Here is a 13,296-nt window from a genome sequence, read left to right on the forward strand (position 1 = left end):
ATGGGCGACATGACCAGACCCAGGCCCGTCGAGTGCTGGCTCACCGACATGGACGGCGTCCTCGTCCACGAGGAGAGCGCCATCCCCGGGGCCGCGGAGTTCCTCGCCGCCCTCGCCGAGCACGGCCGCCGCTTCCTCGTGCTGACGAACAACTCGATCTTCACCCCGCGCGACCTGCGGGCCCGGCTGCTGGCCAGCGGGATCGACGTGCCGGAGGCCGCGATCTGGACCTCGGCGCTCGCCACCGCGCAGTTCCTCGACGACCAGCGACCGCACGGCAGCGCGTTCGTCGTGGGCGAGTCCGGCCTCACGACGGCGTTGTACGAGGTGGGCTACACGATGACCGAGCGTGACCCCGACTACGTCGTCCTCGGTGAGACCCGCACCTACTCCTTCGAGGCCATCACCAAGGCGATCCGGCTCATCGAGGGCGGCGCGCGCTTCATCGCCACCAACCCCGACGTCAGCGGTCCCAGCCAGCAGGGCACCCTGCCCGCCACCGGCTCGGTGGCCGCCCTCATCAGCGCCGCCACGGGGCGACAGCCCTACTACATCGGCAAGCCCAACCCGCTCATGATGCGCAGCGCCCTCAACCGCATCGACGCGCACTCGGAGTCGACGGTCATGGTCGGTGACCGCATGGACACCGACGTCATCAGCGGCCTCGAGGCCGGCCTGCGGACGATCCTGGTCATGACCGGCTCGACCCGGCCCCACCAGGTCGACCAGTTCCCCTACCAGCCGACGCGGGTGGTCGACTCGGTCGCCGACATCGTCCCCCTGGTGGCAGAGCTGCGCCCCCTCGAGGGCCCGTCCTAGCGCAGCCCTCGACGACCGTCGCGGCCGACGACCGTCGCGGCCGACGACCGTCCTAGCGGTCGCGCCCGGCGAGCACGCTGTCGAGCAGCCCGGGGAAGGCGGCGTCGACCTCGTCGCGGCGCAGGGACACGATGCGCTGCCGGCCGTGCGGCTCGTTGCGGATCAGGCCGGCCTCGCGCAGCACCTTCATGAGGTGGGACCGGGTCGACTTCGGCAGGGCCGGGTCGGTCGCGCCGCACTGAGCCATCTCCAGGGGGCCGTCGGCGAGGTCGCGCACGATCTGCAGCCGGGCGGGGTCGCTCAGCGCGAACAGCACGTCCGTCAGCGCGACGTCCGCGAGGTCGGGGTGCGCGAGCCCCTGCGTCCCACTCATGGTTCGATGATACTCGAACGGATTTCGCCGGTACGGGAATGCCTCGGCCGCCGCGAAGGTTCGACAAATATCGAACCTTCGCCCCCGAGAGGTCCCACCATGGTCGAGCGCACCCTCCCCAAGACCCTTCCCCCCGTGCGGACGCGCACCGTCGCCGGCGGCCCCGAGCCGCGCCGCCTGCCCCGGGGCCCGGCCTTCGTCGCCGCCGTGGGCGCCGTCACGGCCCTGATGGTCGGCGCCAGCGCACCCTCGCCGTTCTACCCCGTGCTGCAGGCCCAGATCGGCTTCTCGGCTGGCACGTTGACGACGATCTTCGGCGTCTACGCGCTCACCCTCCTCGCGACCCTGCTCGTCACGGGCTCGCTGTCGGACCACGTCGGCCGACGGCCGGTGCTGGCCGGCGGGTTCGTCGTGCTGGCCGTGAGCATGCTCGGCTTCTGGCACGCCGACGACGTCACGACGCTCATGGTGTCGCGGGCCGTCCAGGGCGTCGCCGCGGGCCTGCTGATGTCCACCGTGTCGGCCGCCGCGGTAGACCTCGAGCCCTCGAACCGCCCCGGGCTGGCCGCCACGGTCAACAGCGTCACCCCCATGGCCGGTCTGGCGCTGGGCGCCCTGGCCGCAGGGGCGGCCCTCGACGCGTGGCCGCACGCCCTGCCGGTCGTATTCGGGACCCTCACGGCCGCCTACCTCGTGCTCGCCGTGGTCGCGCTGGCGCTGCCCGAGACCTCGCCTCGCCACGACGGGTGGCTGCGCTCCCTGCGCCCCCACGTGGGGATCCCCACAGCCGCGCGGAAAGCCTTCAACCGCAGCGCTCCTGCCCTGCTCGCCGGCTGGGCGACGGGTGGCCTGTACCTCTCCCTGGGCGCTCCTCTCGTGGCCTCGCTGGGTGGCCGAGACCACGTCGTGCAGGGGGCCGCGGTCACCCTCCTGACCGGGTCCGGGGGCCTGAGCTCCTACCTCGCCCGGCACCGCTCGGCCCGTGCCGTCACGTTGTACGGGACCGGCATGCTGGCCCTCGGCACGGTCCTGACGCTCGTGACCATGCACCTCGGGTCCCTCGTCGGTTTCCTGCTGGCCGTCGTGGTCGCCGGCTCGGGCTTCGGGACCTCGTTCCTCGGCATCATGCGGTCGGTCACCCCGACCGTCGGCCCCGACCAGCGGGGCGAGCTGTTCTCGTCGGTCTTCGTCGTCAGCTACCTCGCCTTCGGGCTCCCCGCGGTGGCGGCCGGGTTCGCGGTCCCCCACCTCGGCCTGGAGACCACCGCGACCGTGTACGGCGTGGCCGTCGCCGTCCTGTCCGGCGCCGCGATGCTGCTGCGCCGGTTCACGACCCGCGACTGACCGCGAGCGCACGTGTCAGGACGGTCGTGGATCTGAGTACGTGCACGGATGCCGGCCCTGTCCGACCGCGGGCAGGCTCGTGCCCGTCGCGTTCGGGGGACCGCGACGACGTGGAGCACGAGCCGCGCCGGCCATGAGGGGAGGTCAGGCGCGGCTCGTGTGTGTTCCGGCCGCGACAGGGGCCGGGGCCCCGCCGGACCCTCAGCCCAGGCCGAGGTTGCGGTGGACCTCCAAGGTCGCCGTCGACCGGTTCATGGTGATGAAGTGCAGGCCCGGCGCCCCCTCGGCGAGCATCCGCTCGGCGAGCTCGGTGGCGATCTGCACGCCGACCTGCCGCGTGGCCGCGGGGTCGTCGGACACCGCCTCGAGCCGGGACACGACCTGCTCGGGCAGCGGGGTGCCCATGAGCTGGGACATCCTGGCGACCTGCTTGAAGTTGGTGACCGGCATCAGGCCCGGGGTGATCGGCAGCCCGGGGCGTCGACGGGCGACGGCGTCGCGCAGCCGCAGGTAGCTCTCGGCGTCGAAGACCATCTGCGTGATTGCGAAGGTCGCCCCCGCGTCGGCCTTGCGGACCATGATCTCGACGTCGTGGTCGAACCCCGGCGAGGCCGGGTGGACGTCCGGGAAGGCCGCCACGCCGATGGTGAAGTCGCCCAGGGACTTCACCAGGGCGACGAGGTCGGTCGCGTGGTTGAGCCCCTCGGGGTGGGGCACCCACTCGCCGCCGGGGTTGCCCGGCGGGTCTCCGCGAAGGGCGAGGATGTTGCGGACGCCGCTCGCGGCGTACAGCCCGACGACCTGGCGCAGGGCTGCCACGGACGCGCCCACGCAGGTGAGGTGGGCCAGCGGCGTGAGCGTGGTCTCGCGGGCGATGCGCTCGGTGACCCGCACCGTACGGTCCTGGTTCGAGCCCCCGGCGCCGTAGGTGACGGAGACGAAGTCAGGGCGCGCCGACTCCAGCCGGCGGATGGCGTCCCAGAGCAGCGCCTCGCTGGCGTCGTCCTTGGGTGGGAAGAACTCGAAGCTGATCGACGGGTCGGGCCCCGCGAGCATGCCGGGGATCGACCGCGTGAGCTGCGCCGGTCGCGCAAGACGGGAGGGCTGCCCCAGTGCCATGGCGGTGAGACTAGTCGAGGCCCCACGCCGTAGGCTCAGGGACGGCTCACGGTGAGACGCCGCCGAGCCGCCGGGAGACCCCTCCCGGCACAGTGGACCGGACCGGCCCAGGAGGAGAGCGTGGTGGCCAGCCCCCTCGACGCCGCGCAGCTGCGCGACCGGGTGCAGCAGTGCGTCGACGACGTGCTCGCCCACCAGGCGACCGTGCTCGCCGAGGTGGGTCCCGACGCGCAGGAGCTCCTCGGCGCGGTCGCCCGGCTCCTCACCGGCGGCAAGCGGCTGCGGGCGGCCTTCCTCTACTGGGGCTACCGCGGCGCGGGCCAGCCCGACTCCGACGCCGCCGTGCGGGTGGCGACGGCCATGGAGTTCTTCCAGGCGGCCGCGCTCATCCACGACGACGTCATGGACGACAGCGACACCCGGCGCGGCATGCCCGCCGCCCACCGCTCCCTCGCGGCGCGGCACGCCAGGGAGGAGTGGACCGGCGACGCCGGCCGCTTCGGGGTCGCCGGGGCCATCCTCGCCGGCAACCTGTGCCTCAACTGGACCGAGGAGCTCTACGCGACGTCAGGGATGCCGCCCGAGCACCTCGCACGAGGGCGCGCCGTCTTCGACCGGATGCGCACCCAGCTCATGGGCGGGCAGTTCCTCGACGTCGTGGAGTCGGTGCGGTCCTGGGACGGCATGCCCCTCACCGAGCGGGTCGAGCGCGCCGAGCGCGTCATCCGCTTCAAGAGCGCCAAGTACACGGTGGAGCACCCGCTGCTCATCGGGGCCAGCGCCGGCGGTGCCGACGAGGACGACCTCGCAGCGCTGTCCCGCTACGGGCTCGACCTCGGCCAGGCCTTCCAGCTGCGCGACGACCTGCTCGGGGTGTTCGGCGACCCCGCCGCCACGGGCAAGCCCGCCGGCGACGACCTTCGCGAGGGCAAGCGCACGGTCCTGGTGGCCCACGCCCTGGCCGGCGCCGACGAGCACGGGCGCGACCTGCTCGAGTCACGGCTCGGCGACCCGGACCTCGACGCCACCACCGTCGACGCACTCCGCGCGGTCATCGTCGCCAGTGGCGCCGTCGACGCGGTCGAGGCCGACATCTCCCGCCTCGCGGGCACGGCACGGATGGCCCTGAAGTCGACGCACGGGCTCGACACCGGCGCCGTCGAGGTGCTCGACCAGCTCATCGACAGCGCGACCAGCCGGGAGCACTGAGCCCCCGTCCCCTCCGGCGCCGGGAGCCAGGAGCCGGGAGCCGGTCCGGAGTCCTGACGGAAACGGTCAGAAGGCCTGTTCCATCGCCCGTCGCCGCACCTCGGTCTTGAACCCGGCCGCGAGGTTGTCGACCGGGGTGCCGGGGACCCGCAGCGAGTCGTCGGGGGTGAAGAGCCACTCGAGGATCTCCTCGTCGCGCATCCCGCCGTCGGCCAGCACCGTGAAGGTCCCCCGCAGGTGGCGGAACACCTCCTCGTCGAGGAACTGCTCGGGCACCGCGACGACCTTGCGCTCACCGATGCGGGCGCCGAGCAGCTCGCGGTCCTCCAGCAGGCGGCGGACGGCGGACAGCGGGATGCCGAGCCGTTCGGCGACGTCGGGCACGGTGAGCCAGGAGCCGACGAGGGCTTCGAGGGAGCGCTCGGGCGGGGTCGGGGGCAGGTCGGTCACGGGGACAGCCTGCCAGCAGGGGCGGGCATTGCAAATTACATCGATGTAAGTCGATATAAGGCACGCGCAGTGGTGTACCTTTCACATTCGTCACACTCGCCACATCCCTCCCTCGCGCACCTCCGTCACCGCCTTCGCGCGTCGGCCACCGAAAGGCAGCCCCCGATGTCCCCAGTGATCGCTCCCGCAGCGCTCCCTTCGGCCTCGACCCTCGCCCCCGTCGCGGTCGTCCAGAAGGCGAAGCCCGCCCCGTACGGCTGGACCCTCTACATCGTGCGCAGCGGTGACACCCTGGGAGCCATCGCCGACCGGCGGGGCACCACCACCGGTGCCCTGGTCGCGCGCAACAAGCTCCGGCACGGCGGCCACCAGCTCGCCATTGGCCAGCGCCTGTGGATCCCCAAGAGCGCCGGCCAGGCCGGGGCCGAGGCGGCACACGCCCGCGCCGTCAGGGCCGCGCGCGCCGCAGCCATCCGCCGGGCGACCTACGTCGTGCGGTCCGGCGACACCCTGGGCGGCATCGCCGCCCGTCGAGGCGTCTCGCTGGCTGCCCTGCTCAAGGCCAACCACCTGTCCACCCGCTCGGTGCTGCAGGTCGGGCAGAAGGTGCGGATCCCCGGGAGCAGCGCGGCGAGCACGCACCGCCCCACGGCGAAGGCCAGCAAGGCCAGGACCACGAGCCGCACCACCACGACGCGGTACCGCGTGCGCTCGGGCGACACCCTCGGCGCGATCGCCACGCGCACCCGGACGCCGCTGGCCTCGCTCTACGCCTGGAACCGCCTCGGTCCGCGCAGCATCATCCACCCCGGCCAGACCATCAAGGTCCGCCGCACGGTGGCGGTGGCCAGGGTCGCCCGCACCAGCATCTACACGGTGCGCTCCGGCGACACCCTGAGCGGGATCGCCGTCCGCCACCGCACGACGATGGCCGCGCTGCTCAAGACCAACCACCTGGCCAACGCCAACCACCTCGTCGTGGGGCAGCACCTGCGCGTCCCGGCGCGCAGGGCCTCGACGGCCAGCAGCGCCAACACGTTCGCCGGCCGCACCTACCCGAGCACCACGGTCAACGCCGCCAGCCGCAACCGCTCGACGCTCGCGCACTCCCGGGTCCCCACCCGCAGCCAGACCCGCGCCATGATCGTGGCCACGGCCCGCCGCCACGGCGTCGACCCCCGCCTCGCGCTGGCCATCGGCTGGCAGGAGTCCGGCTGGAACCAGCGCCAGGTCTCGGTGGCCAACGCCATCGGCGTCATGCAGGTCATCCCCTCCTCCGGCCAGTGGGCCTCGGAGATGGCGGGGCGACGCCTCAACCTGCTCAACACGCAGGACAACATCACCGCCGGTGTCGTGATCCTGCGCTCCCTCACCCGCTCGGCCTCCAGCCTCGACCAGGCGATCGCCGGTTACTACCAGGGCCTGTACTCCGTGCAGCACCACGGCATGTACGCCGACACCAAGGGCTACGTGCGGGCGGTCAAGGCCCACCGGGCGCGCTTCTGAGCGTGCTCGTGGGGGCCGGTCGGGGCAGGACGGGTGCGCCCGGCCACCGGGCCGACGGACCCGCCTGCACCAGTTGGCCACGTTGACCTCCTACACTTTGCGGGTGTCTTCAGGTGTCACCGAGTCCTTGCTCGGTCGGGTGATCGACGGGCGCTACCGCGTCCAGTCGCACATCGCCGACGGCGGGATGGCGTCGGTCTACCTCGCGCTGGACACCCGCCTCGACCGTGACGTGGCCCTCAAGGTGCTGCGCCGCGACCTGGCCCAGGATGAGGGTTTCGCCAGCCGTTTCCGCCGTGAGGCGAGGTCGGCCGCGCGCCTGTCGCACCCCAACGTCGTGTCCGTCTTCGACCAGGGCGAGGACGACGGCCACATGTTCCTGGCCATGGAGTACGTGCCGGGGCAGACCCTGCGGGAGGTGATGCGGGCCGAGGGCCCGCTGACCCCCCGCGCGGCCCTCGACATCATGGCCCCGGTCCTGCAGGCCCTCGGGGCGGCCCACCGCGCCGGCATCATCCACCGCGACGTCAAGCCCGAGAACATCATCCTGCGCGAGGACGACGGCACCGTGAAGGTCGCCGACTTCGGCCTGGCCCGCGCGGTGAGCAACCAGACGTCCACCTCGCAGACCGGTGTCCTGCTCGGCACCGTCGCCTACCTGTCGCCCGAGCAGGTGGAGCGCGGCATCGCCGACGCCCGCAGCGACGTCTACGCAGCGGGCCTCATCCTGTTCGAGATGCTCACCGGCTCCAAGGCGTTCACCGGCGACACCCCGATCCACATCGCCTACCAGCACGTCCACAGCTCGGTGCCCGCCCCCTCGTCGCGGGTGAGCACCGTACCCGGCGAGCTGGACGCGCTCGTGGCGCTGGCGACGTCACGCGACCCCGACCAGCGCCCCTCCGACGCCGACGACTTCCTCGTGCAGGTGCGCCGCTCACGAGCCATGCTCACCCCGGCCGAGCTCGACCGGCGGCCGGAGGGCCCCTCGGCCATGGCGCCCGGGGCCAGCACGGTCGCGGTCGAGCGCACGAGCGCCCTGCCCGTCGACCCCTCCCACGAGGCCCGTCACTCCCGCCCCGTAGGCCCGGTCGCGCTGCCGGTCGATCGCACCCCGACCGCTCCCCCCGGGCCCGACCCGTGGGCGCAGGACGAGGACGACGAGGGCCGTCGCCGTCGCGCGCCGTGGGGCTGGGTCGTCGCGGCCCTGCTCGTGGCCGCGGTCGCCGGCGTCGCAGCCTGGTGGTTCATGGCCGGACCCGGCTCCCCCACCGTCGTGCCCCGGGTCACCAACCTCACCTACGCCCAGGCCCAGGGCGCCCTGGCGAAGGCCCACCTGACTCCTGAGCGGGTCGACGCGTTCGACGAGACCATCCCCAAGGGCGTGGTCATCTCCACCGACCCCGGCGCGGGGACCCAGCTGCGACGCAGCCAGGACGTGACCGTGACCGTGTCCAAGGGCCCGGAGCGGTATGCCGTGCCGCCCGTCGTCGGCGCCAGCGCCAACGAGGCGCAGGCGCGGCTGAGCGCCACGAAGCTGACCCTGGGCAGGACGACCGAGGCCTACAGCGAGAAGATCGCCCAGGGCCTGGTCATCAGCACCGACCCCAAGGTGGGCACGTCCCTCAAGCGCGGGGCCAAGGTCGACATCGTCGTGAGCAAGGGGCGGCAGCCGATCGAGGTCACGGACTTCACCGGCAAGCCCGCTGACCAGGCCGTCAAGGCCCTCACCGACGCCGGGCTCCAGGTCGACGCCACCGCACAGAAGAACGACGACACGGTGCCCAAGGGCAGCGTCATCACCCAGACCCCGTCCAGCGGCACCCTCTACCGCGGCGACAAGGTGACCCTCGTCGTCTCCAAGGGCCCCGAGCTCGTCAAGGTCCCCGACGTCCAGGGCAAGCAGGAGGCGGACGCCGTCAAGATCCTCGAGGGCGCCGGCTTCCAGGTGAAGGTCGACCGCTTCATGGGCGGCATCTTCGGCACGGTCCGCAGCCAGAACCCCGCCGCGGGCACCGAGCAGCCGAAGAAGACCACCATCACGCTCGTCATCGTCTGACGACGGTGCTGCGCTCGGTCCCGGCGAGCCGGCTCGCCACGCTGCTGCTCGTCTCGGTGACGGCGGTGTGGGGCTCGACCTTCTTCCTCATCCGCGACCTGGTCGCCCACGTCCCGTCGGCCGACTTCCTCGCCGTCCGCTTCGCCATCGCCGCCGCGGCGATGGCCGTGGTCTTCCGGCGCCAGACGCTGGCCCTCACCCGTCGCGAGGTGACCCTGGGCGTGGGTCTCGGCGTCCTGTACGGCCTGGCCCAGCTGCTGCAGACCGTGGGGCTGGAGCACACCGACGCGTCGGTGTCGGGCTTCGTCACCGGCACCTACGTCGTGCTGACCCCGGTCCTCGGCGCCGTGCTCCTGCGCGACCGCATCCCCGGGTCGACCTGGTTGGCGGTGGGCCTCGCCACGGTGGGCCTGGGCGTGCTCTCGCTGCGCGGTCTGTCCGTCGGGCTCGGCGAGGGCCTCACGCTGGCCGCCGCGGCGCTGTACGCCCTGCACATCATCGGCCTGGGTCGCTGGTCGACCGCACGGTCGGCGACCGGCCTGGCGACCGTGCAGGCGTGCGTCATCACCCTGGTCACGCTGGTCGGCGCCCTCCCCGGGGGCATCACCGTCCCCTCCACCGGGGGCCAGTGGTCCTCGCTGGTCTACATGGCCCTGGTCGCCGGCGCCGTCGCCCTGTGGGCGCAGACGTGGGCCCAGTCGCACATGCCGGCCGCCCGCGCCGCGATCGTGATGACGATGGAGCCCGTCTTCGCGGCCTTCTTCGCGGTCCTGCTCGGTGGGGAGTCGCTCACCGCGCGCATGCTGCTCGGAGGTGGGTTGGTCCTCACGGCGATGTACGTCGTGGAGCTCCTGGGGCGCCGTACCCCGGGCGCCTCGGCCGAGCAGGAGCGCCCGGCCGAGCTGTTGCACCACGAGGTCTGACCGCGCTGTCCGTGGGACCTGCGAGCATGACCGACATGGTCGAGGAGCAGCGCATACCCATCCGCTCGCCGCAGTGGCGTGCCCTGCACGACCGCATCCAGGTCGCCAGGGAGCTGACCTCACGCCTCAACGCGGTGCCCTTCGGCGATGTGGACACCCGCAACGCCGTCCTCGCCGAGCTGATGGGCAGGCCCCTGCCGCCCGGGGCCGTCGTCTTCCCGCCCTTCCACGCGACCCACGGCCTCGGGGCCGAGCTCGGTGAGCGCACCTCGGTGGGGCACGGCTGCTCGTTCCTCGACCTGGGCGGCATCACGATCGGGGCCCGGACGATGATCTCGCCCCGGGTCACCCTGGTCACCGAGGGCCACCCGGTCGACCCCTCCGAGCGCTACGACTTCATCACGGTCGCCCCGATCACCATCGGGGACCGCGTCTGGGTCGGCGCCGCTGCCACGGTCCTTCCCGGTGTCACCATCGGCCACGACAGCGTCATCGGTGCCGGGGCCGTCGTCACCAGGGACGTGCCGCCCCTCACCGTGGTGACGGGCCCGGGTCAGGTCGAGCGGCGGCGGCTGGGCTGAGGCGTGGCCACCGTCGAGGACGTCCTGGCGCTGGGGGCGGAGCTCGAGCGCTCCTACCCGGTGCGCGTGCGGGGCCGCCTGAAGTTCCGCGTGGGGCAGATCGTCTACGTCGCGTTCTCCCTCGACGAGCAGGTGATGGGCTTCGCCCACCCCAAGGACGAGCGGGCGGCACTCGTGGCCGCAGACCCGGGCACGTTCGAGCTCCCTTCGGAGTCGGACCTGCGCTTCCACTGGGTCCACGCCCGGCTGGCAGGGCTCGACGCGGACGAGGCCCGGGAGCTGGTCGTGGACGCCTGGCGGATGGTCGTGCCCCAGAAGCTCTCGCGCGCCTACGACCTCGACCATCCAGGCGGTCCCAACGGCCCGCCTGCGTGAGCAGCCGTCAGGCGGCGCTGGGTCCCTTCTCGAGCAGGGGGACCAGGGCCTCGACAGCGCGGTCGGTGCCGGCGTCGTCGACGTCGAGGTGCCAGACCAGCCGCACCGCGGTGGGGCTGACCGGGTAGAGGCGGATGCCCCGCGACCCGGCGGCCTCCATGAACCCGGTGGAGGACCACCCGGTGACCGAGACGTCGAGCACCACGATGTTGGTCTGCACGGTGGCTGGGTCGATCGAGCCGGGGACCGCCTCCCCCGCCGCCTTCGCGAACCGGTGGGCCCTGGCGTGGTCGTCGGCGAGCCGCTCCACGTGGTGGTCGAGGGCGTGCAGCCCGGCCGCCGCGAGGATGCCGACCTGGCGCATGCCGCCGCCGAAGCGCTTGCGCCACACCCGCGCCTGCGCCATGTGGTCGCTGGACCCCACGAGGACCGAGCCGACCGGGGCGCCGAGCCCCTTGGAGAGGCAGACGCTCACGGAGTCGAAGTGCTGCCCGTACTCCGCGAGCCCCACGCCCGTGGCGACGTGGGCGTTCCAGAGGCGCGCGCCGTCGAGGTGCATCGCGACCCCGCGCGGCTGCGTACCCGCGCGCAGCGCCTCGATCTGGTCGAGCGGCTGGACCGTGCCGCCGCCGAAGTTGTGCGTGTTCTCGACGACGACGAGCCGGGTGTTGACCTGGTAGGTCCCGCCGTCGGGGATCATCAGGGCCAGGGGCTGGGCGGCGTCGAGCAGCCCGCGCTGGGCCACCCACGAGCGTGAGGAGATGCCGGACAGGACCGCAGCGGCGCCCATCTCCGCGCGCAGGACGTGGGCGAGCGAGTCGGCGACGAGCTCCTCCCCCTGGGCGACGTGCAGGCGGATGCCGAGCTGGTTGGCCATCGAGCCGGTGGGCGTGAACAGCGCGTCCTCGTGCCCGAGCAGACCGGCGACCCGCTCCTCGAGCGTGCGGACCGTGGGGTCCTCGCCGAACACGTCGTCGCCGACCTCGGCGGTGGCCATGGCGTGGCGCATCGCCTCCGTCGGCCTGGTGAGGGTGTCGGACAGCAGGTCGACGTCGTACGCAGCGGGCATGGTCGCAGCCTATGAGGTGCGGCCCGCGGGCCCGGCGGGGGTCAGTCCTTGGAGAGCATCTCGGCGACGAGGAAGGCCAGCTCCAGGCTCTGCTGGTGGTTGAGCCTGGGGTCGCAGACGGTCTCGTAGCGCTTCGTGAGGTCGGCGTCGAGGATCTTCTCGGCGCCGCCGATGCACTCGGTGACGTCGTTGCCGGTCAGCTCGACGTGGATGCCGCCGGGAACCGTGCCGAGGCCCTGGTGGACCTCGAAGAACCCGCGCACCTCCTCGACGACGTCCTCGAAGTCACGGGTCTTGTAGCCGCTGGCCGACTCGAAGGTGTTGCCGTGCATCGGGTCGCAGATCCAGGTCACCTGCGCGCCGGACCCGGTGATCTTCTCGACGAGGGTGGGCAGCGCGTCGCGCACCGTCCTGGCCCCCATGCGGGTGATGAAGGTCAGGCGGCCGGGCTCGCGGTCCGGGTCCACCTTGTCGATGAGCCGCAGCACGTCGTCGACCTCGGCCTTCGCCGACAGCTTCACGCCGATGGGGTTGAGGACCTTGGAGACGAAGTCGACGTGGGCGCCGTCGATGTCGCGGGTGCGCTCGCCGACCCAGATGAAGTGGCCGCTCGTGTCGTACAGCTCGCCGGTGCGGCTGTCCACGCGCGTCAGCGGGCGCTCGTAGTCGAGCAGCAGCGCCTCGTGGGCGGAGAAGAACTCGGTCGTGCGCATGGCGTCGAAGTCGGCGCCACAGGCCGACATGAACTTCATCGCCTTGTCGATGTCCTTGGCGAGGCGCTCGTAGCGGCTGTTGGCGGAGTTGGAGACGAAGCCGCGGTTCCAGTCGTGGACGTGGCGCAGGTCGGCGAAGCCACCCATGGTGAACGCGCGCACGAGGTTCAGCGTCGCCGAGCTCGCGTGGTAGGCCTTCACGAGCCGCTGCGGGTCCGGGGTGCGCGACTCGAGGGTGAACTCGAAGTCGTTGACCATGTCGCCGCGGTAGGCAGGAAGGGTCACGCCCTCGCGGGTCTCGTCACCGCTGCTGCGCGGCTTGGCGTACTGCCCTGCCATCCGGCCGACCTTGACCACCGGCACCGACGCGCCGTAGGTGAGGACCGCCGCCATCTGCAGGATGGTCTTGACCCGGTCGCGGATGTTGTCGGCCGTGGCCGCGGCGAACGTCTCGGCGCAGTCGCCGCCCTGGAGGACGAACGCCTCGCCCCGGGCGGCAGCAGCCATCCGGGACTTCAGGACGTCGCACTCGCCGGCGAACACCAGGGGCGGATACGACGCGAGCTCGGCGACAGCGCTGGAGAGGCGGGCGGCGTCGGGCCAGACCGGCTGCTGGGCGGCCGGGAGGTCGGCGCCGGCCGCGAGGCTGGCGAGGGCGTCGTGGTGCTGCGTGGTGCTCACCCGTCAAGGATAGGTGCGCGCCGCGTGGGCCCGTCCCCCAGCCCGCATCCCGGTCACCGGTCACTGGTCCCCTGT

At 72.7% G+C, this 13,296-nt stretch carries 13 protein-coding genes; 8 read left to right on the forward strand and 5 right to left on the reverse strand.

Annotated features, from left to right (window positions below; all coding sequences use genetic code 11):
- Positions 1-9 precede the first annotated feature (9 nt).
- The gene (locus ABEA42_RS05370; RefSeq protein ID WP_345501665.1) at positions 10-819 is read left to right on the forward strand and encodes an HAD-IIA family hydrolase; all 810 of its coding nucleotides are present in this window, start codon (positions 10-12) and stop codon (positions 817-819) included.
- A gap of 52 nt (positions 820-871) precedes the next feature.
- Here ABEA42_RS05370 and ABEA42_RS05375 read toward each other — a convergent pair whose 3' ends face one another.
- A complete protein-coding gene (locus ABEA42_RS05375) occupies positions 872-1,192 on the reverse strand; it encodes an ArsR/SmtB family transcription factor (RefSeq protein ID WP_345501667.1) in 321 nt (106 codons plus the stop codon).
- Positions 1,193-1,291: 99 nt separating this feature from the next.
- Here ABEA42_RS05375 and ABEA42_RS05380 point away from each other — a divergent pair, with 99 nt between their 5' ends.
- On the forward strand, positions 1,292-2,536 hold the full coding sequence (locus ABEA42_RS05380) for an MFS transporter (RefSeq protein WP_345501669.1): 1,245 nt from the start codon (positions 1,292-1,294) through the stop codon (positions 2,534-2,536).
- A 201-nt stretch (positions 2,537-2,737) separates the two neighbouring features.
- Here the strand turns inward: ABEA42_RS05380 and metF are convergent, their stop codons facing one another.
- On the reverse strand, positions 2,738-3,655 hold the full coding sequence (metF, locus tag ABEA42_RS05385; RefSeq protein ID WP_345501670.1) for a methylenetetrahydrofolate reductase [NAD(P)H]: 918 nt from the start codon (positions 3,653-3,655) through the stop codon (positions 2,738-2,740).
- A gap of 123 nt (positions 3,656-3,778) precedes the next feature.
- Between metF and ABEA42_RS05390 the strand changes: the two genes are divergently transcribed.
- The gene (locus tag ABEA42_RS05390; protein WP_345502599.1) at positions 3,779-4,864 is read left to right on the forward strand and encodes a polyprenyl synthetase family protein; all 1,086 of its coding nucleotides are present in this window, start codon (positions 3,779-3,781) and stop codon (positions 4,862-4,864) included.
- A gap of 66 nt (positions 4,865-4,930) precedes the next feature.
- Here ABEA42_RS05390 and ABEA42_RS05395 read toward each other — a convergent pair whose 3' ends face one another.
- Positions 4,931-5,314, reverse strand: coding sequence for an Rv2175c family DNA-binding protein (locus ABEA42_RS05395; RefSeq protein WP_345501672.1), 384 nt, complete (start codon positions 5,312-5,314; stop codon positions 4,931-4,933).
- Positions 5,315-5,479: 165 nt separating this feature from the next.
- Between ABEA42_RS05395 and ABEA42_RS05400 the strand changes: the two genes are divergently transcribed.
- From ABEA42_RS05400 to ABEA42_RS05420, 5 genes are all read left to right on the forward strand, one after another.
- Entirely contained in the window at positions 5,480-6,820 is a 1,341-nt protein-coding gene (locus tag ABEA42_RS05400) for a LysM peptidoglycan-binding domain-containing protein (protein ID WP_345501674.1), read from the forward strand.
- Between the two features lie 103 nt (positions 6,821-6,923).
- Positions 6,924-8,879 carry a Stk1 family PASTA domain-containing Ser/Thr kinase gene (gene pknB, locus ABEA42_RS05405; protein WP_345501675.1) on the forward strand — a complete coding sequence of 652 codons (1,956 nt, stop codon included), beginning with the start codon at positions 6,924-6,926 and terminating at the stop codon, positions 8,877-8,879.
- Between the two features lie 5 nt (positions 8,880-8,884).
- Entirely contained in the window at positions 8,885-9,802 is a 918-nt protein-coding gene (locus tag ABEA42_RS05410) for a DMT family transporter (RefSeq protein WP_345501676.1), read from the forward strand.
- A 26-nt stretch (positions 9,803-9,828) separates the two neighbouring features.
- Positions 9,829-10,383, forward strand: a complete 555-nt coding sequence (locus ABEA42_RS05415) for a DapH/DapD/GlmU-related protein (protein WP_345501677.1) — start codon at positions 9,829-9,831, stop codon at positions 10,381-10,383.
- 3 nt (positions 10,384-10,386) lie between these two features.
- A complete protein-coding gene (locus ABEA42_RS05420) occupies positions 10,387-10,758 on the forward strand; it encodes an MmcQ/YjbR family DNA-binding protein (protein WP_345501679.1) in 372 nt (123 codons plus the stop codon).
- Positions 10,759-10,765: 7 nt separating this feature from the next.
- On the opposite strand, the gene ABEA42_RS05425 is transcribed toward ABEA42_RS05420, so the two are convergent.
- Complete coding sequence (locus tag ABEA42_RS05425; RefSeq protein ID WP_345501683.1) at positions 10,766-11,827, reverse strand: threonine aldolase family protein; 1,062 nt, start codon at positions 11,825-11,827, stop codon at positions 10,766-10,768.
- Positions 11,828-11,868: 41 nt separating this feature from the next.
- Positions 11,869-13,221: a class II 3-deoxy-7-phosphoheptulonate synthase gene (locus tag ABEA42_RS05430; protein ID WP_345501685.1), complete on the reverse strand. Its 1,353-nt coding sequence runs from the start codon at positions 13,219-13,221 to the stop codon at positions 11,869-11,871.
- Positions 13,222-13,296: the final 75 nt, after the last annotated feature.

Origin of the sequence: Pedococcus ginsenosidimutans (genome assembly GCF_039544395.1) — a bacterium.
Taxonomy (GTDB): domain Bacteria; phylum Actinomycetota; class Actinomycetes; order Actinomycetales; family Dermatophilaceae; genus Pedococcus; species Pedococcus ginsenosidimutans.